The 19,433-nt window shown below is 69.1% G+C and carries 11 protein-coding genes; 9 read left to right on the top strand and 2 right to left on the bottom strand.

Annotated features, from left to right (window positions below):
- Nucleotides 1–92 precede the first annotated feature (92 nt).
- Nucleotides 93–2,654, top strand: coding sequence for a WD40/YVTN/BNR-like repeat-containing protein (locus FCN22_RS12060; protein ID WP_137121807.1), 2,562 nt, complete (start codon nt 93–95; stop codon nt 2,652–2,654).
- A 65-nt stretch (nt 2,655–2,719) separates the two neighbouring features.
- Here the strand turns inward: FCN22_RS12060 and FCN22_RS12055 are convergent, their stop codons facing one another.
- Entirely contained in the window at nt 2,720–9,658 is a 6,939-nt protein-coding gene (locus FCN22_RS12055; RefSeq protein WP_137121806.1) for an OmpL47-type beta-barrel domain-containing protein, read from the bottom strand.
- Between the two features lie 282 nt (nt 9,659–9,940).
- Between FCN22_RS12055 and FCN22_RS12050 the strand changes: the two genes are divergently transcribed.
- Nucleotides 9,941–10,957 (top strand): lamin tail domain-containing protein, encoded by a 1,017-nt coding sequence (locus FCN22_RS12050; protein WP_137121805.1) that lies wholly within the window; start codon nt 9,941–9,943, stop codon nt 10,955–10,957.
- A 47-nt stretch (nt 10,958–11,004) separates the two neighbouring features.
- Here the strand turns inward: FCN22_RS12050 and FCN22_RS12045 are convergent, their stop codons facing one another.
- A complete protein-coding gene (locus tag FCN22_RS12045) occupies nt 11,005–11,907 on the bottom strand; it encodes a LysR family transcriptional regulator (protein WP_137121804.1) in 903 nt (300 codons plus the stop codon).
- Nucleotides 11,908–12,066: 159 nt separating this feature from the next.
- On the opposite strand from FCN22_RS12045, the gene FCN22_RS12040 reads away from it, so the two are divergent.
- The 7 genes from FCN22_RS12040 to FCN22_RS12010 all read left to right on the top strand — a co-directional run bounded on the left by FCN22_RS12040 (nt 12,067) and on the right by FCN22_RS12010 (nt 19,214).
- Nucleotides 12,067–13,161 (top strand): MBL fold metallo-hydrolase, encoded by a 1,095-nt coding sequence (locus FCN22_RS12040; RefSeq protein WP_137121803.1) that lies wholly within the window; start codon nt 12,067–12,069, stop codon nt 13,159–13,161.
- A 93-nt stretch (nt 13,162–13,254) separates the two neighbouring features.
- The gene (locus FCN22_RS12035; protein WP_238384697.1) at nt 13,255–14,544 is read left to right on the top strand and encodes an MFS transporter; all 1,290 of its coding nucleotides are present in this window, start codon (nt 13,255–13,257) and stop codon (nt 14,542–14,544) included.
- A gap of 139 nt (nt 14,545–14,683) precedes the next feature.
- On the top strand, nt 14,684–15,043 hold the full coding sequence (locus tag FCN22_RS12030) for a YidH family protein (RefSeq protein ID WP_137121801.1): 360 nt from the start codon (nt 14,684–14,686) through the stop codon (nt 15,041–15,043).
- A 1-nt stretch (nt 15,044) separates the two neighbouring features.
- Nucleotides 15,045–15,365: a DUF202 domain-containing protein gene (locus FCN22_RS12025; RefSeq protein WP_137121800.1), complete on the top strand. Its 321-nt coding sequence runs from the start codon at nt 15,045–15,047 to the stop codon at nt 15,363–15,365.
- A gap of 36 nt (nt 15,366–15,401) precedes the next feature.
- A complete protein-coding gene (locus FCN22_RS12020) occupies nt 15,402–16,862 on the top strand; it encodes a protein adenylyltransferase SelO (protein ID WP_137121799.1) in 1,461 nt (486 codons plus the stop codon).
- A 208-nt stretch (nt 16,863–17,070) separates the two neighbouring features.
- Nucleotides 17,071–18,027, top strand: coding sequence for an aminotransferase class IV (locus tag FCN22_RS12015; protein ID WP_137121798.1), 957 nt, complete (start codon nt 17,071–17,073; stop codon nt 18,025–18,027).
- Between the two features lie 86 nt (nt 18,028–18,113).
- Entirely contained in the window at nt 18,114–19,214 is a 1,101-nt protein-coding gene (locus FCN22_RS12010) for an alanine racemase (RefSeq protein ID WP_137121797.1), read from the top strand.
- Nucleotides 19,215–19,433: the final 219 nt, after the last annotated feature.

The following is a 19,433-nucleotide window of genomic DNA, read 5'->3' as shown; positions in this document are numbered from 1 at the left end:
GGGCGCACAACTCGTGCTGCGGTCTCGGGGAACTGGTGCCACTCTGCTAGATGGTGCCCATCCGGACACCCGCTGGAAGTCTGGAGAAACCCATGAAACTGCAGCATCACCACCACCTGTCCGGTCGAACCGCAACGCTGGCCGTCGGCGCCACCATCGCGGCCACGATCACCGCCACCGCGCTGCCCGGGGTCGCCGCGGGCAACGGCCGGGACAATCCGTTGCAGGGAGCCGCCCTGCAGCAGGTCCACCACCACGCCCGGGCGCAGACCCACCCGGCGCTCACCGGCAAGAGCGAGCCGGAGGGAGACGCACTCGAGGTCGCCGACCGCGCGGAGCAGTACACCGCGATGCGCACGGCCCCGGCCGACTCCGTGTCCGCGCAGGCGGTCGTGGCCGCGCGTGCCCACGCCGCATCGATGCCCACCGCCCTCGCGCGCGTCAAGGAAGTGACCGACCGACCACTGCAGGCCGAGCCGACCGGCTACACCGATCCCTACTGGTCGAACGCCGGCTCCGGCTTCGACCTGGTCAGCGGCCGGGTCACCGGTCTCGCCGCCGACGGCAGCACGCTCTACGCCGGGGCGGCCGACGGAGGGGTCTGGAAGTCCACCAACAACGGCCGCACCTGGCACTCCGTCTGGGACGACCAGGGGTCGTTGTCCATCGGCGCGCTCACGATTGGCCCCCACCACTCGCTGTGGGTCGGCACGGGCGAGGCCAACACGAACTCGGACTCCTACCTCGGCATCGGGGTCTTCCGCAGCACCGACGGCGGACGCAGCTTCGCCCGCGTCGGTGGCGACGAGCTGATGAACGCGCAGGTCTACCGGCTGCGCGACGACCACCACGGGCACCTGTATGCCGCCACGAGCGTCGGCCTCTACCGGCACTCCTCGAGAACCGCGAGCGGCGCCTGGCGGCTCGTGCTCAAGCCGGACCCGAACCCGACGGGCGACCCGTACCGGACCTCGATGATCACCGACGTCGTGATCCGGCCGGGAACCGGTGGACAGACCGTGCTGGCGGTGCTCGGCTGGCGCAACGGATCGCCATACAACGGGTTCTACGTCTCCCACCGGGGAGGTGACGCCGGCAGCTGGAGTGCCATGACCCCCACCGGCGACATCGACACCTCGGACATCGGCCGCACGAGCCTCGCCTACGCAGCGGACGGTTCGCGGCTCTACGCCGTCATCGAGTCTCCGAAGAAGCTCCTCGCGGGCGACGCGACCAATCTGCAGGGTGTCTTCGTCTCGGCGAGCGGTGACCCTGCCGGGCCGTGGACCGAGATCGCCGACTCCGACTCGCTCGGCGCGTCCGGGTCGGCGCTCGAGGGCATGCCGGGATACCACGTGGGCGTGCAGTCCTGGTACAACCAGACGATCGCCGTCGACCCGCACGACCCGATGAAGATGTATCTCGGTCTCGAGGAGATCTTCCAGACGAACAACGGTGGGCAGAGCTTCACCACGGCCAGTCCCTACTGGAACTACGGGTTGGCCTGCGGCACCAGCTGTCCCAAGACGACCCACCCCGACCAGCACGCGCTCGCCTTCACCGGCGACGGCCGGATCGTCATCGGCAACGACGGCGGGGTCTACCGACGCCCGACGTCCGTGGTGGGCTACGGCTCCTGGTCCGACCTCAACGCCGGCCTGCACACGCTGCAGTACTACGGTGCCGCGAACGGCCGACAGCCGAGCCAGCGCGCAGGCGTGGGCTACTGGGGCGGGATGCAGGACAACGGTAGCTCGGTGCTCAAGCCCTTCAGCCGGCTCAACATCGAACCCGCCGGCGGTGACGGCGGCAACGTCCTGGTCGACCCGGGCAACTGGAAGCGTGCGGTCGGCGAGTACGTCTACCTCTCGATGTACAGCACCACCGACGGTGGCCATGACTTCACCACCATCAGCCCCGAGTGCGGCTACTACAACGGGCCGAACTGCGACCCGTCTGCCCGGTTCATCGCCCCGCTCGCGATGGACCCGCACCGCACCAACCACTGGGTCGCGGGCGGCAGCAAGATCTGGGAGACGAGGATCGGCTGGCGGACCGTGTGCGGCGGCAACAGCTGCGACTGGAAGGACGTGCACGACCTCGGGCTGGACGGTGCGGGGCTTCCCAACGTCGCCACAGCCATCGCCACGACGGGCAAGACGACGTATGCCGCGTGGGTGGACAGCTCGGGCAACCCCGGACCCACCTTCGCGACCGGGATCGACACGAACTACGGCGGCACGTGGCACCGGCTCGACACCTCAGGGCTGCCGGACCGCTACATCGCCGGCGTCACGGTGGATCCGGCCGATCCGGCGCACGTCTACGCCGTCTTCAACGGCTACTCGAGGCGCTGGGTGCCGGGCGGCGGCCAGGGCGTGGTCTTCGAGTCGCGCGACGGCGGCGCGCACTGGACGGACATCACCGGCAACCTGCCGGACGCGCCGGGTGACGCCGTGGTGATGACACACGGCAAGCTCGTGCTCGGCACCGACGTCGGCGCCTTCGTCAGCAGTGCCGGCCACCCCGGCAGCTGGACCCACGTGGCCGGGCTGCCGAACGCGTCCATCAACGCGTTGTCTCCCTCGGCCGACGGCAAGGGCGTCGTCGCCGCGACGCACGGGCGCGGGATCTGGACGATCAGCATCCGCTGACCGTCCGGACCACGAAGGCCCCGGGGCCGGGCTCAGTGCCGGGCCCCGGGGCGATCGCTTGCCCCCTACCGGAGGCCGACGGTGACGTAGTACGTCTGGCCGTCGTCCAGGCCCACCCCGACGCGCCACGTGCTGCCGGCCTGCGCCTTGTCCGTCTTCCAGTTGTACTGGTACTCCTTGCCCTGCAGGGTGTAGGTGTCACCGCTGGACACGCCGTCCGTGAGTGCGTCGGCGTTGACCGCGGCGCCGGTGGCGCCGGTCCGCTGCGGCGTGATCCAGCGCGGTGCGCTCCCGGCCTCGACCAGCTCACCCGCCGCGTTGCGCAGCTGGAACTTCATCGGGATCGTCTGACCGGCCTTGAAGACCGCGGTCGACGAGGCGCCCTGGTGGCCGGTGGCGGCGACGGGCTCGAGGAACACCGTGTCCGCCATGGCGTACCGGACACTGTACGTCGCCGTGGCCACACCGGTGTTGCCGGCCTTGTCCGAAGCGGTGGCCGTGTAGATGAACGTGCCCACACCGCCCGGGGTCCCGCCGGTGCGCTCCCCGGAGCAGGGGCCGGCCAGGCCGCTCGTGCCGTCGGTCGCCGAGCAGGTGGGCGTCGGTGCGGCGCCCAGCTCGTAGACAGCGCCGTCGGTCACACCGCCGACCGAGACGGCCGGTGCCACGGTGTCGATCCGGATGCCGTCCACGGTCGCGGCAGCGGTGTTGCCCGCGTTGTCGAACGCCTTGCCGGTCACCGTGTTGACGCCCTGGGCCGACAGCGTGGCATCGGGCTCGCAGGACCGGATGCCCGAGAGACCCGGCTGGTCCTGGCAGGTGAAGTGCACCCGCACCGGCCCGGCATACCAGCCCGCGCCGTTCGGCTCGGTGGTGGCCGCACCCGAGATGCTCGGCGGGGTCCGGTCGATGAGCACCGTGGCGGTGTGGCGCGATTCGGCGTTGCCCGCCTTGTCGACGCTCCAGTACTCCACGTCGTGCAGGCCCTGCTCCTTCACCGTGATCGATGTGCCGCTCTGCCGCTCCGCCCCGTCGACCCGGTAGTACGTGGCGGCGACCCCGGAGAGCTGGTCCGTGGCGGCGAGCTCCACCGTCACGTCGTCGTTCTGCCACCCGGTCGGTGCGGTCGCCGACGTGCTGGGAGCCGTCCGGTCGATCCGTATGCCGTCCACGGTCACCGTGGTGCTGTTGCCGGCGCGGTCGCTCACCGTTGCGGTGGCCGCGTTGTCGGCGCCCTCGCCCGTCACCGTCGAGGCGGCGGGCACGGCACCGTCCAGCCCGGACAACGGGTCCGAGGCCTTCCAGGCGACCAGGACGTCGCCGCGGTACCACCCGTCGCCGTTCGGTGCCGCGGTCGCCGAGCCGCTGAGCACCGGTGCGGTCTTGTCGACGTTGATGCTGCCGACCACGACGCGCTTGCTGGTGTTGTCCGCCGCGTCCGTTGCTGCGCCACCCACCTCCTGGGCCTCGCCCTCGCCCAGGGTCTTGCTCTCGGGGCAGGACAGGACGCCGGAGAGGCCGTCCTGGTCGGCGCAGGTGAAGCTGACCGTGACGTCGTCCTTGAACCAGCCGTTGCTGTTCGGCGTGGCCGAGAGGTGCCCGGTCAGGGTCGGCGCGCTCTTGTCGATGCTCACGCTCGCCGGGTCGGTCGCAGAGTTGCCCGCGTGGTCGACCGCCGTGCCGAGCACGCTCTGATGCAAGCCTTCGCTCGTGACCGTCTGCGGCGCGGTGCAGGAGGCGATCCCGGAGCCGCCGTCGGTGTCGGTGCAGGTGAAGGTGACCTCGACGTCGCCGTTGTTCCAGCCACGCTCGTTGGCGAGCGGCTCCTGTTCGTGGGAGATGCTCGGCGCGGTCTTGTCGACCTTGACCTCGAGGTTGCGCACCGCCTCCACGTTGCCGGCCCGGTCGACGCTCCACACCTTGAGCACATGGGTGCCCTCGTCGGAGATCGTGACCTCGGTGCCGCTGACCGGGGCCTGCGAGTCGAGCTGGTAGTGCGTACTGGCCACCTGCGACAGGTTGTCGGTCGCGGTCAGGGTGACCGTGACGTCGTCCTTGCTCCAGTCCGAGATGTCCGAGACCGCCGTGGTCGGGGCGTGCCGGTCGATCTTGACCGCAGGGCTGGTGGTCGTGGTCTCGTTGCCGGCCCGGTCGCGCAGCGACGCGCTGGTCGTCAGTCCGGTGCCCTCGCCGGTGATCGTGCCGTCGCCGGGAAGGGGACCGTCCAGGCCCGAGAGGGTGTCCTCGCCCGACCAGCGGACCGTGACATCGCCGTTGTACCAGCCGTTCCCGTTCGGCTGGGTGGTGACGGCGCCACTGAGCTGCGGTGCCGACTTGTCGATATTGACCGGTCCGACCGTGACGGCTGAGGAGTTGCCCGCCACATCCAGGGCGTGGCCCGTGACCTGCTGGTCGCCGCCCTCGCCGAGCGTCTCAGACCCGCTGCAGTCGCCGACCCCGGAGAGGTCGTCGGTGCAGGTGAAGCCCACGGTGACGTCACCGGCATACCAGTTGTTGCGGTTGGGCTCGCGATCGGCAGCGCCGGAGATCCGGGGCTTGACCGTGTCAAGGCTGACCTTGGCCACGTCGACCTGGGTGTTGCCGGCCTTGTCGACGGCCGTGCCGGCGACGATCTGGTCCTTGCCGTCAGTCTCCACCTTGGCGGACGGCGAGCAGCTCGCCACTCCGGACGGCCTGTCGTCGCAGGTGAAGTCGACGGTGACCGGAGCGTTGTTCCAGCCCGCCTCGTTGGCGGCCGGAGTGAGGGTGTGCCTGACGGTGGGTCGCGTCAGGTCGATCCGGACCTGGGCGGTCTGCTCCGCCTCGACGTTGCCGGCCACGTCGACGCTGTGGTAGCGCACCTGGTGGACGCCCTCGCCGGACACCGTCAACGCTGTGCCCTGGGCCAGGTCCCCGTCGTCGATCCGGTAGTAGGTGCCGGCCACGGTGGACAGGTTGTCGCCGGCGGTGAGGGTGAGCCTGACCTCGCCGTTGCTCCAGCCATCGGGTGCGTTCACACCCGTGACCGGCGCCGTGCGGTCGATGTTCACTGCTGGGCCGGTGGCGGTGGTGCTGTTGCCCGCCCGGTCCTGCACGGTCGTGGTGGCGGTCAGGCCGCTGCCCTCGCCCGTGATGACGGAGTCCTCCGGCCGGGTGGCGATGCCGGAGCGTTCGTCCTTGGCCTCCCACCCGATGGTGACGTCGCCGCGATACCAGCCATCGGCGTTCGGCTTCTGCATCGGCGCGCCCGTCAGGGTGGGAGCGGTCTGGTCCACGTTGATGCCCATGACCTCCGTGCTGGTCGCGTTGCCGGCCCCATCGACGACGGTGCCGAGCACGCTCTGGCCGGTGCCCTCACCGAGGATGGTGTCAGGCGTGAGCAGGTCGACCCCGGAGCCGCCCTCATCGGCTGCCTCGAAGTGCACGGTGACGTCGGTGTTGTTCCAGCCCGCGTTGTTGGGCGCGGGGGCACGGGTGCCGATGATGGTCGGCGCGGTCTTGTCAATGCTGACGGTCGCCCGGTCGGTGCTGCTGTTGCCTGCCTCGTCGGTGGCTGTGCCCTCGACAACCTGGCCCTGGCCCTCGTCGGTGAGGGTCGTCGGGCCGGTGCAGCTGCGCACGCCCGACAGGTCGGCCTGGTCGTCGCACGTGAAGGTCACCGTGACGTCCGTGTTGTTCCAGCCGTTGCCGTTCTTGGCCGGCGTCTGCTCGTGCGCGATCGTCGGGGCCGTCTTGTCGATCTTGACGGTGGTCGACTTGCTCGCTTCGACGTTCCCCGCGAGGTCCGTGCTGTGGTAAGCGATCTCGTGCACGCCCTCGTCGTCGAGCGTCACGGTGGTGCCGGCGACCTCGTCGCCCCCGTCGACGCTGTAGAACGTCTGGTCGGGACCGGAGAGGCCATCACGAGCCGTGAGCTGGACCCGGACCTCGCCGTTGGACCACCCCGACGGCGCTGCGGCGTCCGTGACGGGAGCGGTCTTGTCGATCTTGACGGGTGCGCTGGTCGCGGTGCTGCGATTGCCTGCCTTGTCGCGGACGGTGGCGGTCGCCGACTGCGCGCCTCCCTCGCTGCTCAGGATGGAGTCCGCCGGCTTGTCGCCGTCGAGGCCCGACAGATCGTCGTTCGCGGACCACTCGAGGGTGACGTCGTGGTTGTACCAGCCGTGCGGGCCGGGCGCCTCGGTCGGCGCGGCGCTGAGCGACGGGGCGGTCTCGTCAACGTTGAGGCCGCTCATCGTCGTGCTCGCGGTGTTGTCGGCGGCGTCGGTGGCGGAACCGGTGACCGACTGGTCGCCGCCTTCGCCGAGGCGCTGCGGCGGCGTCACCCAGGCGGTGCCCGAGAGCGCGTCCTCGCTGCGGAAGGTCACGGTGACGTCGTCGTCATACCAGCCGTTGTCATTGGCGGCCCGATCCGGGCTCCCGGTGATGCTGGGCGCGGTCTTGTCGAGGTTGACGACGGCGGAGCCAGTCGCCCGGTTGCCGGCGAAGTCGATCGCGGAGCCGTTGACCTCCTGGGCGCGGCCCTCGTCCGTCACGGTCTGTGGATCGGTGCAACTCGCCAGGCCCGACAGCTCGGGCTGGTCGGCACAGTCGAAGCGGACCGTGACGTCGGAGTTGTTCCACCCTTGCGCGTTGGCCTCCGGAGCCTGGACCGCGGTGACGGTCGGCGAGCTCAGGTCGACCTGCACGGCGAAGCTCTGCTTCTGCTCGGTGTTGCCCGCAGCGTCGACGGACCAGTACGAGACGGTGTGGCGCCCCTCCGCGCCCACCGTCACGCGGTTGCCCTTGACCGGGTCGGAGCCGTCGACGCTGAAGTAGGTGGTGACCTCGCCGGAGAGGTTGTCGAAGGCGTCCAGGGCAACCGTGGCGGGTGCCTTGACCCACCCGGCAGGCACGTCATGTGCCGTCGTCGTGGGGGCGCTCCGGTCGATCTTGACCCCGGTCACCGTTGCCGTCGTGGTGTGGCCGGCCTTGTCCTGCACGCTGGCGCTGGCGGTGAGGTCGTTGCCTTCGCCCGTGACCACCGAGTTGTCCGGGCACGAGACGACGCCTGACAGGTTGTCGTCGCAGGCCCAGTGCACGGTGACGTCGTCGGTGAACCATCCACCGGAGCCGGGCTCGGTCACGACCTTGCCGGTGATGGTCGGGGCGGTGAGGTCGACGTTGACCGTTGCGGTGGTCGCAGATCCGGTGTTGCCCGCCAGGTCACTCGCCAGCAGCGTTGCGGTCTGCTGCTCCCCCTCGCCGAAGCGGCGGGGTGCGTCGCTGGTCTTGACTCCTGACAGCACATCGGTGGCCGTCGCGCCGACTGTCACCTCGTGGTCGTACCAACCGGCGGCGTTGGGCTCGGGCAGCGGCGAGAGGCTCACGACCGGCGCGGTCTTGTCGAGGCTGACGGTCGCCGGGTCGCTCGCGGTGTTGCCGGCTTTGTCGCTCACGGTGCCCACCACGGAGATCGCGGCGCCTTCCTTGGACACCGTCTGCGGCTCGGTGCAGCTCGCGACCCCGGAGACGGTGTCAGCACACCGGAAGGTCACCGTCACGTCGGAGTTGTTCCAGCCATCGACGTTGGCCGACGGGTCCTGCGTGTGGCCGATGGTGGGCGCGGTCTTGTCGATGCCGAACTCGACGGTCCGCGCGGTCTCGGTGTTGCCGGCGCGGTCGGTGCTCCAGAACTTCAGTGAGTGGTTGCCCTCGTCGCTGACCGACACCGAGCTCCCGACCACGGTGTCGCCGCCGTCGAGCTGGTAGTAGGTCTTGTTCACCTGCGACAGGCCGTCGCTCGCGTCGAGCGTCAGCGAGACATCGCTCTTGTTCCAGGCCGGAGGTGCGCTGACGGTCGTGACCGGTGCGGTCCGGTCGATGTTGACGGCCGGCGAGGTGGCCTGACGCGTGTTGTCCGCGTTGTCGCGGACGCTCGCGGTGGTGCTGAGGCCCAAGCCCTCGCCACGGATCACACCGGCGTTCGGCTGCTCGGCGACGCCGGACCCGCCGTCATCGGTGGCGGTCCAGGTCACCGGCACGTCATCGCGATACCAGCCGTCCACCGGGTCACCGCCGACCTCGCCGCGCAGCGTCGGCGCGACGGTGTCGATGTTGATGTCGGAGACGGTTGCCGAGGACGAGTTGCCGGCACGGTCCTGCACCGTCCCGGTGGCCTTCTGCCCCTTGCCGTCCTGGTCCATGACTCGGGACGCCGGGCAGCTCGTGATGCCGGAGGCGACCACGCCCGGGTCGGTCGGGTCGGTGCAGGTCCAGTCGACCGTGACGGCGGTGTTGTTCCAGCCCTTGGCGTTGGGCACCGGCGTGCGGGCGCCCGTGATCGCGGGGCCGACCTTATCGAGGTGGACGCCGACTTCGCCGTTGCCCGAGTTTCCGAGGAGGTCGGTGGCCGTGGCCTTCTTCGTGCGGATGCCGTTCTCGCTCACCACGGTCGTGGCTGGCTCGGGACCTCCATCGACGCCGACCCCTCCTTCGTTGTCCGTGGCGGTCCACGTGACGGTGACATCGCTGGAGTTCCATCCGGCCTCGTTGGGCTTCGGTGTCAACTGCCCCGTCACGACCGGGCCGGTGTTGTCCAGCATGTATGACGTGTCCTCGCCTACACCATTGCCCTTGCAGTTCGGACTCGACCAGTAGGTGACCGTCACAAACTGCTCACCGTTGCCGGATCCGGCAACAGCCGTGAACGTCGCAGAACTCGAGCCGACGACAGGACCCTGCCCGGTGAAGCCACCGCCGGAGACGGTGATGCAGCCGTTGCTGTTGCCGCCGGTCACCTCGAGGGTGAGCGGTGCACCCAGCTTGGCGAAAAGGTCTCCGGCCGAGTCGGTGTAGGTCTTCTCACCACCGTTGAGCGTGATGGTTGAGCCGCCAGCGGCCGCGATGGCCGGTGGGGCGAAAGCAGCCGTGCCTGTCGCCGCCAGGCTGGCGGTGGACAGGAGGGCCAACAGGCGCCGACGGGCTGAACGCGGGCCAGCGGTGGTGGTCGAGCTTCGCAACACGGCAATCTCCCAGGGGTGGTGACAACTTGCCTGAAGTGAACTGGGAGTTCCCTGCGAAGGGAAGGGATTACAACGCCCACGGGCCGTTCGGCGAAGAGTTGCGGCCGGTTGGCTGACAGCCGCGTCGTCCGTTCGGCCGATGTCCCTGCGGCTACCTGTCTGCCACCCTGAGGGCACGGCACCCGGCACCGTGCCGACCAGCGGCGGCGCCGGGTGCCGAGCGATGCCAAACCTCCTTTCACACCGACGGATCCACGTCGGCCTTCGACACCTGGATGCCTCATGACCCGTCGGATCGCTGCGCTGCTCGCAGTGACACTCGCCCTCGTCCTGTTCGGGGCGCTGCCGTCACAGGCGACCGAGTACCGGCTGCGCACCGCCGTCGACAATCTCCCCGTCGCCAGCGAGTCCAACGCCGGCTACGACAGGACGAAGTTCAAGCACTGGGTCGACGCCAACAAGGACTGCCAGAACACCCGCGCCGAGGTCCTGGCGGCCGAGTCCCGGGTGCGGGCGTCGGGCTGCGCCATCAAGCGCGGCAAATGGGTCTCCTACTACGACCGCAAGACCTACACCTATGCCTCGTCCCTGGACATCGACCACCTGGTGCCGCTCGCGGAGGCCTGGGGGTCGGGGGCCCGCAGCTGGAATGCGGCAACCCGGCAGAGCTATGCCAACGACCTCGGCGACGGAAGGGCTCTCGTGGCCGTCAGCGCGACCGCTAACCGGTCCAAGGGAGCGAGGGATGCGGCCCAGTGGCTGCCCCGTTACGATCGCTGCCGCTACGTCCGCGAGTGGACCGCAGTGAAGCTGCGGTGGAAGCTGACGGTGGACCGCACCGAGAAGGCCGCGCTGAAAAAGGTTGCTGCGGGCTGCAGCAACGTCGTGGTGAAGTGGTCTCCCGCCAGGATCGTCAAGGCCGCACCCACGAGCGGCACATCCGTCACAGAGGTCAAGATCACCAGGATCGTCTACAACCCAGCCGGCAGTGACACCACCGCCAACGCGAGGTACGAGACCGTCGTGGTGAAGAACAGCAGCGCGTCCCGTCGTTACCTGACCGGCTGGCGGCTGAGTGATCTGGCCGGAAACCGTTACACCCTCCCGACGTTCAGTCTCAGCGCGGGCGCATCGGTCACCATCCACTCGAGCAAGGGCAGCAACACCGTCACCCACCTGTATGCCGGGTGGGGCCACACGTGGAACAACACCGGTGACACGGCATACCTGCGCAACAGCGTGGGGACGCTCGCCTCGAAGTGCACCTACAGCGGCGGGGGCTCCTCCGTCACCTGCTGAGTTCGCACGGCGGCGCCGCGATGGCCGCGCACCGGTCGTGTGCGAGGCTAGAAGGGGTCGAAGTGGCTGCGGCAGAAGTCCAGCAGGATGTGGTGCTTCTCGGTCAGACTGGTGCCTCGCGGGTAGGCCAGGACGAAAGCGTTCGTCGGCACATCCTCGGCGATTGGCTTGAACACCAGCGCTTTCCCTTCCTGGGTCACCAGGCCCGGCCATGCCGACAACAACACGGCATACCCGAACCCCCGGCCCACCATGGACCTGATTGCCTCAGTGCTCTCGCTTCGCCAAGCGACGTGGGGTTCCACCCCGACTTCCTGCATCATCGCCAACACGAAGGTGTCCGCTGGCCGCACCGCGGACAGGATGACACTCTCGTCCTGGAGGTCAGCGAGGGACACCGCGTCCTGCCCAGCGAGTCGGTGTCCGGCGGGCAGGAGGACGCCCGGTCGCATCTCGACGACCGATTCGAACTGGACCTGCGGCAGCACGTGCCCCCGCAGGATGAGGACCGCATCGAGCCGGCCAGACAGCAGCGCCTCCTGCAGGTCGGTGGACGAGCCCTCCACCAGGTCGAAGGAAACTGCCGGGTGTTCTTCGGCGAAGTACTGGATGAGCGGTGGGGCAACCCTCGAGGAGTAGGCCGAGTAACACCCAACGCTCATGGGACCGTTCAGCCGTCCTTGTAGCGATTCGCCGAAGGCGGCGAATTCCAGTGTCTCCGAAAGGATCCTGCGAGCGCGGACAGCCAGTATCCGCCCCGCCGGCGTCACGGCGGCGCCCTTGGCCCTGCGTCTGATCACGAGTTGGACCCCAAGACCGCGTTCGAGGTCGCTCAGGGCCAGCGACACCGCAGCCTGCGACACATGACAGTTGGTCGCCGCGCCGCTCAGCGTCCCCGAGTCCGCAATGGCCACGAAGTACTCCAACTGGCGCAGCGTGATCTCACTCATAAGTTCCCCTTAAGAATCACCACAGCAACTTATGTTTTTCAAAACATACCTTCTCCGCCAGTCTGGTGACCAGCGCTTCACAGCGACCAGGCCGCAGACACCGACGTCCGCCCGGCAGCGCCCGAGTCCCACCCACGCCCCTTGAGTCCAGGAGAGCCCATGTCGATCCCACCAACCTTCGACCCATCCGTTCCTCATGTGGTCACGTTGGGCACAGCCGGGGGGCCGCGGTGGTGGCAGGGACCGGCCGCTGGTCGACGGTCCGGCATCGCCACGGCGGTCGTCGTCGAGGGGAAGGTCTACCTCGTGGACTGCGGCGAGGGTGTCGGCACCAAGTTGGTACTCGCAGGCCTCGACATCGCCGACGTCCGTTCCATCTTCATCACGCACCTGCACTCGGACCATACGATTGACCTGCCCAATCTGGTGGTGTGGGGCACCTTGGCGCTCGCAGCCCAGCGTGAGCGGCAGGCTCCGATCCAGCTGGTGGGTCCGGGCGACCGCGGAATGCTTCCGCCGGTCTCCGCGCACGTCAAGGGGATCGCTCCCACCCCTGTGGGGGGTAGCGCTCCGACCCCCGGTGTCCGAGGCACCCTCGAGAGGATCGTGGATGCCTACGCCACCGACCTCAACGACAGGATCTTCGACACCCTGCGTCCCTCTCCGCTGGAATGGTTTCAACCGCGAGAGATCGTCATCCCGGACGGCCTCGACTACCACCCCAACGACAACCCGTCTCCCGACATGGCGCCGATCGAGGTTTACCGCGATGACCTCGTGACCGTGACTGCCGTACTCGTCCAACACCAACCCATGGCGCCGGCCTTCGCGTTCCGCTTCGAGACCGCCCAGGGGTCCGTGACGATCTCCGGTGACACTGCGCCGTGCGACAACCTTGTTCGGCTGGCGCGCGGCACCGACCTGCTCCTGCACGAGGCGATCGACCTGACCGGCATCGCCGACCGTTACCAGGGCGAGGACCCGGCCGCCGTGGAAGCCGGCATGGAGCACCACCGCAAGGCCCACACCACACCCGAGCAGGCGGGCACCGTCGCCGCCAGCGCCGGCGCGAGGGCACTCGCCCTGCACCACCTTGTGCCGAGTACCGCTTCTCCCGACGTCTGGAACGGCGCCCGAAAGACCTTCGACGGCCAGTTCCTCGTTCCGTTTGACCTGGACACCATCCCGTTCGGCGACCCTCGGATCGAGTCATCGCAACCCGGTGAGCTCGCCACAGCTACCAGCTCGCTCTAGCGCGTTCTCCCCCTCCAACAGTTCCCCCACGCCTACCCCCAAGGTGACATTATGACCACAGCAGCATCACCGCCAATCTCCAGTCAGTCCTCCATGCGACGCGTCGTCCTTTCCAGTTACCTGGGCAGCGTGATCGAGTTCTACGACTTCCTGCTCTATGGACTCGCCGCCAGCCTGGTGTTCGGGCACGTCTTCTTCTCCAACCTCTCACCCGCCGTCGGACTCGTCGCCTCCTTCGGGACGCTCGCCGCCGGCTACATCGCCCGGCCGCTCGGCGGCGTCGTCTTCGGACACTTCGGCGACAAACTCGGCCGTAAGTCCATGCTCGTGATGACCATGACCATCATGGGCGTGGCAAGCACGCTCATCGGCCTGCTGCCCACCTACGACCAGATCGGCGAACTGGCCCCGATCCTGCTGATCCTGCTGCGCGTCATCCAGGGCATCGCCGTCGGCGGTGAGTGGGGAGGAGCCGCGCTCATGTCGCTCGAGCACTCCCCAGCCAAGAGCCGCGGCATGATGGCGAGCTTCACCAACGCCGGTGGCCCGTCAGGCGCACTGCTCGGCACCCTGGTCATGACCGCCTTCGCGACCCTTCCGCAGGAACAGTTCCTGTCGTGGGGCTGGCGCGTCCCGTTCCTGCTCAGCTCGGTGCTCGTCGTGGTCGGTCTGGTCGTCCGCCTCAAGGTGGCCGAGAGCCCGGTCTTCCAGGAGGTCAAGCACGACAAGGCCGAGAAGAAGCCGATCATCGAGGTCCTCACCAACCACCACAAGGAGGTGCTGCTGGCGGTCTCCAGCTGCTCCGGCGCCTTCCTGATCCAGGGCCTGCTCGCCACGTTCGCCATCTCGTTGGCCGTCACCAGCGGCGCGAGCAGGACGGCCGTCCTGCTCGCCCACGGAACCGCCTCGTTCCTGCACATCTTCACGATCCCTGCGTTCGCAGCCCTCTCGGACCGCGTCGGACGCCGCCCAGTGATGATCGCCGGCGCCATCGCGGGAGCCGTGATGGCCGTGCCGATCTTCGAGCTGCTCAGGTCGGGATCCACAGCGCTGGTCCTGCTCGCGTTCATCATCGGCAACCCTCTGATCCAGGCCTGCATGTACGGGCCGATGGCAGCCTTCGTCACGGAGATGTTCGGCGCCAAGATGCGCTACACCGGTGCGTCGCTCGGATACCAGCTGTCCACCACTTTGGGTGCGGGCGTTGGACCGCTGGTGGCCAGCAGCCTGTTGGTCTTCGGCGGCGGGAACCCGATCTACGTGGCCGCTCTCGTGGTGGCGGTCTGCCTCGTCAGTGCAGCCAGCATCTACCGGACGCGAGAGTCCTACCGTGCCTCGATCAGCGAGCAGCCACTCGCCTCCGTCGTGGCCAAGGCCGCCTGACCAGCCATTTGCCAGCGTTGCCCTGCGGCGTCCTCGACTCCGCAGGGCAACACTCCCGGCCTGACAAGGAATACGCGTGGAATCGACACCACAGACCACCACCCCCTCACGGCCGGGCACGGCCTCGGACGATCTGGCCGTGCCCGAGCACGACCAGCGCTGGCCAGGGTGGGTTTACGCCGCTGGGGACGACCCCGACTACCGGTTCAGTTTTGCGAACGAGCGGACATTCTTGGCCTGGATTCGGACTGCGCTGTCCCTGCTGGCAGCGGGAGTTGCGCTCAACCACATCGAACTGACCATCTCCCCCGCTGTTCAGAGCACCTTGACCAGCATCTTGGTCCTGCTCGGGATCCTCTGCGCTGTCGCTTCATGGTGGCGCTGGGCACGCGCGGAGCGGGCGATGAGGCGCCACGAACGCCTTCCGGCGCTCCCCATAGCACTGCTTCTGGCCGCGGCAGTGGGCCTCATAGGCGCCGTCGTGCTCACGCTGGCCTGACGTGGACCTCGCGCAATCTGGTCTGCAAGCCGAGCGGACTGCCTTGTCCTGGCAACGGACGGCCCTGTCCCTCGCTGTGGCCACGGGCGCCTGGGAGCGCCTGTCGCACCCACAACTCGGCGCCGTGGCCGATGCCGTCACCGTCGTGCTCGCCCTGCTGATCGGCTGGGTCTTTCTGGGGAGCCGGTGTCGCTACCACCGCGCCATCAGCCAGAGCCGCCGGCCACGTCCGAGCAGTGAGGGGGCACCAGTCCTGCTCGCGCTCGTCACCGTCGTGCTGGGGCTGGGGATACTGGCGGACCTTGCGCTCCTGCGTCGCTGAGGTGGCGGCGGCAGGTCCCGAGGTAGCCTTGAACAGATGACGACCGTGCCCTTGACCATCCCAGCTCTCGGGGACCGGTTCGCGCGCGAGCTCCCCGAGCTGGCTGTGGCGTGGCGGGCCGAGGAAGCGCCTGATCCACGGTTGCTCCTGTTGAACGAGGCGCTGGCTGGTGAGCTCGGCTTCGATCCATTGTTTCTGCGCAGTCCCGAGGGGGTGCGCCTGCTGCTCGGCACTGCGCTGCCCGACGGCGCCGCGCCGGTGGCCCAGGCCTATGCCGGGCACCAGTTCGGCAGCTACTCCCCCCGCCTCGGCGACGGGCGGGCCCTCCTGCTCGGCGAGATCGCCGACGCCGAAGGACGCCTGCGCGACCTGCACCTCAAGGGCTCCGGGCGCACTCCCTTCGCGCGAGGTGGTGACGGCCTGGCCGTGGTCGGCCCGATGCTCCGGGAGTACGTCGTCAGCGAGGCGATGCACGCCCTCGGTGTCCCGACCACACGATCCCTGGCCGTGGTCGCCACCGGTCGAACGGTGCGCCGGGAGGGCCTCCTGCCTGGCGCGGTGCTCGCGAGGGTCGCGTCCAGCCATCTGCGTGTCGGCAGTTTCCAGTACGCGCGCAACACCGGCGACCTCGGCCTTCTTCGGCGCCTCGCGGACCATGTGATCGACCGTCACCACCCTGCCGCGGCAGACGCCCAGCGCCCCTACCTGGCGCTGTTCGACGCGGTGGTGGCCGCACAGGCCTCGCTCGTGGCCGAGTGGATGCTGGTCGGATTCGTGCACGGGGTCATGAACACCGACAACATGACGATCTCCGGCGAGACCATCGACTACGGACCGTGCGCGTTCATCGAGGCCTTCGATCCCGCCATCGTCTACAGCTCCATCGACGATGCCGGGCGCTACTCCTACGGCAACCAGCCCATCGCGGCGGAGTGGAACCTTGCCCGGCTCGGGGAGGCCCTCCTGCCGTTGTTGGACGAGCGACCAGAGCAGGCGATCGAGCTGGCCACCGCCTCGCTCGGCGCCTTCCGGACCCGGTACAGCGCGGCCTGGGCGGCCGGCATACGGGCCAAGATCGGCCTGCCCGACGACGACCACGCGGAGTCCTCAGCTCTGGTCGACGACCTGTTCGCCCTGCTGCAGAAGGACCGCGTCGACTACACCAGCTTCTTTCGCCACCTTGCGACCGCGGCCCGCGGCGACGCCGCCCCCGCGCGCGGCATGTTCGGCGACCGAACGGCCTTCGACGAGTGGCTCACCCGTTGGCTCGCCCGCGCGCCGGATGCCGCGTCGATGGACCGCACCAACCCGGTCTACATCCCCCGCAACCACCTCGTGGAAGAGGCGCTGGGCGCCGCGGGCCACGGTGACCTGGCTCCCTGTGAAGAGCTGCTGGACGTGCTCGCCCGCCCCTACCAGGCTCGCCCGGGCCTGGACCGCTACGCGGCCCCTGCCCCCGCGGACTTCGGGCCGTACCAGACCTTCTGCGGCACCTGAGGGTCGGACGGACGCCGGCACCCGCCATACGGATTGGTCTGTATGCCGTTGGGACCCGGGCTCCTGCCCGTCGTGCTCTGGCCCCTTGGCTAAGATCGCGTCGAGGGCCTCGGCCCACTGGTGCATCGTGGCCCGTGAGCCGACGTGACCAATCCTGTCATGAACCGAGCCGGACGTCCCGGCGCGAGAGTGTGAGACGGAGGCAACCATGGCGAGTGAGAATGCTTTCAGCGACGGGTGTGCGTGGGTCGAGGGCGAATACGTGCCGATCTCGGAAGCGAGGGTCCCGATCCTTGACACCGGGTTCGTCCGATCCGACCTGACCTACGACGTCGCTGCGGTGTGGCGGGGCCGTTTCTTCCGGTTGGACGATCACCTGGACCGGCTCTGGCGCGGCTGCGAGCGTCTGCGCATGACGCCCCCGGCGACGCGCGAGGAGGTACGCGCGATCATGATCGAGACCGTTCGCCGGTCGGGGCTGCAGGACGCCTACGTCGAGGTGGTCGTCACCCGAGGTGTCCCCGGCGCCGGGGAGCGTGATCCGCGGCGGTTGACTCCCCGCCTGTATGCCTACGCGATCCCCTACGTCTGGCTCGTGAACCCCGACATGCAGGACCAGGGCGGCGCCGACATCATCGTCGCGCGCACCACGCGGCGCATCCCACCCGGTGCGGTTGACCCGACGGTCAAGAACTTCCACTGGGGTGACCTGGTCCGGGGTCTGTATGAGGCCTATGACAGGGGCGCCTGGCTGCCGGTGTTGACGGACGGGGACGGTTTGGTCACCGAAGGCCCGGGTTTCAACGTGTTCGCGCTGGTCGACGGGGCGCTGAAGACGCCGGAGCGTGGCGTGCTGCTCGGCATCACCCGCAAGACCGCGATGGAGATCGCCGAGAGCTTGGACGTGCCGGTGCATGTCGGTGACCTTCCGGTGAGCGACCTCTATCGCGCCGAGGAGATCTTCCTGACCAGCACCGCCGGGGGCGTGATGCCGGTCGCCAGCCTCGACGGCGTACCCGTCGGCGACTCCAAGGTCGGCTCGCTGACCTCCCGGATCCGTGATCGCTACTGGGATCTGCACTCCGATCCGGCACTGTCGTTCGCCGTGGACTATGGCGAGGCCTCCGACCGCGTGGGAACTGCGTCCGTCCGGAGCACGGTGTGATCTCGCTGGCTCAAGGCACGTGAGCGGGCACGTTGGAAAACCGGCCCGCGCCCTCCGGGGAGCGGGACCCGGCTAGCATCCGCAGCATGCCTGACCTCGCACCGACACTCGTGGACCAGCTCGACACCCCGTCCCTGCTCGTGGACCGGGACGTCCTCGACCGCAACATCGAGGCCATGGGTCGGCAGGCGCGCGAGCGCGGCGTCGACCTGCGCCCGCACTTCAAGACGCACAAGTCCGTGCAGATCGCTCAGCTGCAGCTCCAGCACGGCGCGACGGGACTCACCTGCGCGACACTGGGTGAGGCGCGAGTGCTCGCGGACGCCGGGGTGGAGGACATCTTCGTCGCCTATCCGGTCTGGCCCGGCGGCCCCAAGAAGCAGTTGCTGCGCCAGCTCGCCGACCAGGTCACGCTCTCGGTCGGGCTCGACTCCACGGTCTCGGCGGATGCGCTGGCAGGCGCCCTCGGCGCGACACCGGGATCGCTCCGCGTGCTGGTCGAGGTCGACACCGGAGGCCACCGCACCGGAGTGCGCCCGGCGGACGCTGGAGCGCTCGCGGTCCACGCGGCGAGACTCGGCCTCGATGTCGCCGGCGTCTTCACCCACGGTGGACACTCCTACGGCCTCGGCGACGCTCCCCAGCGGGCCGCTCGCGACGAGGTCGACGGCCTCGCGGAGGCAGCAGCAGCCCTGCGCTCGAACGGGGTCGAGCCGCGGGTCGTCAGCGCCGGATCCACCCCCACCGCCATGCTGTCCGCGACCGGCCCGGTCACGGAGGAACGGCCCGGCACCTACGTGTTCGGTGACCGGCAACAGGTCGCCATCGGCAGCTGCCGGGACGCCGACGTGGCCCTGACCGTGGCGTCCACCGTGGTGAGTCGGGCGGTGCCCGGCCAGCTGGTCCTGGACGCCGGCACCAAGTGCCTGGGCCGGGAGACCCAGCCGTGGCTCGAGGGCTACGCCGAGGTCGTGGGCTGGCCTTCGGTCCGGCTCGAGCGGCTCAACGACCACCACGGCGTCGCGACGCTGCACGGCGCGGGCGACGACGCGCCGGGGGTCGGCTCGGTGGTCCAGCTGGTCCCCAACCACGTGTGCCCGACGGTCAACCTCGCCCAGGAGCTGGTGCTCACCCGTGCCGGCGAGATCCTCGACCGGTGGCCGGTCGACGCTCGCGCGCTCGTCTGACGCACCGGACTCGACGGGCTCTCGCAGGTGTACCCCTTGTGTACCCGTTGTGTACCCGCGGCGAAAAGTGGCCGCCGCTCGCGGCCCCTAGACACGACAAAAACCCCCGCTGAGCAGGGGTTTTGTGGTGGTAGCCCCGACGGTGTCTGATTCCACGAGATAGTTGGCACCTGTCCCGCGACATGGTTGGCACCTAGCGCGGAGGTGTGGCATGTCACT

This window comes from Segeticoccus rhizosphaerae, from assembly GCF_005222685.1.
Taxonomy (GTDB): Bacteria; Actinomycetota; Actinomycetes; order Actinomycetales; family Dermatophilaceae; genus Segeticoccus; species Segeticoccus rhizosphaerae.
This window is presented reverse-complemented; position numbering and strand designations above follow the sequence as displayed.

Bases quoted from the DNA above. Each gene is read 5' to 3' on its own strand.
- FCN22_RS12060 (WP_137121807.1), top strand. From the start codon at position 93: ATGAAACTGCAGCATCACCACCACCTGTCCGGTCGAACCGCAACGCTG.
- FCN22_RS12010 (WP_137121797.1), top strand. From the start codon at position 18,114: ATGCCTGACCTCGCACCGACACTCGTGGACCAGCTCGACACCCCGTCC.
- FCN22_RS12035 (WP_238384697.1), top strand. From the start codon at position 13,255: ATGCGACGCGTCGTCCTTTCCAGTTACCTGGGCAGCGTGATCGAGTTC.
- FCN22_RS12040 (WP_137121803.1), top strand. From the start codon at position 12,067: ATGTCGATCCCACCAACCTTCGACCCATCCGTTCCTCATGTGGTCACG.
- FCN22_RS12050 (WP_137121805.1), top strand. From the start codon at position 9,941: ATGACCCGTCGGATCGCTGCGCTGCTCGCAGTGACACTCGCCCTCGTC.
- FCN22_RS12015 (WP_137121798.1), top strand. From the start codon at position 17,071: ATGGCGAGTGAGAATGCTTTCAGCGACGGGTGTGCGTGGGTCGAGGGC.
- FCN22_RS12045 (WP_137121804.1), bottom strand. From the start codon at position 11,907: ATGAGTGAGATCACGCTGCGCCAGTTGGAGTACTTCGTGGCCATTGCG.
- FCN22_RS12020 (WP_137121799.1), top strand. From the start codon at position 15,402: ATGACGACCGTGCCCTTGACCATCCCAGCTCTCGGGGACCGGTTCGCG.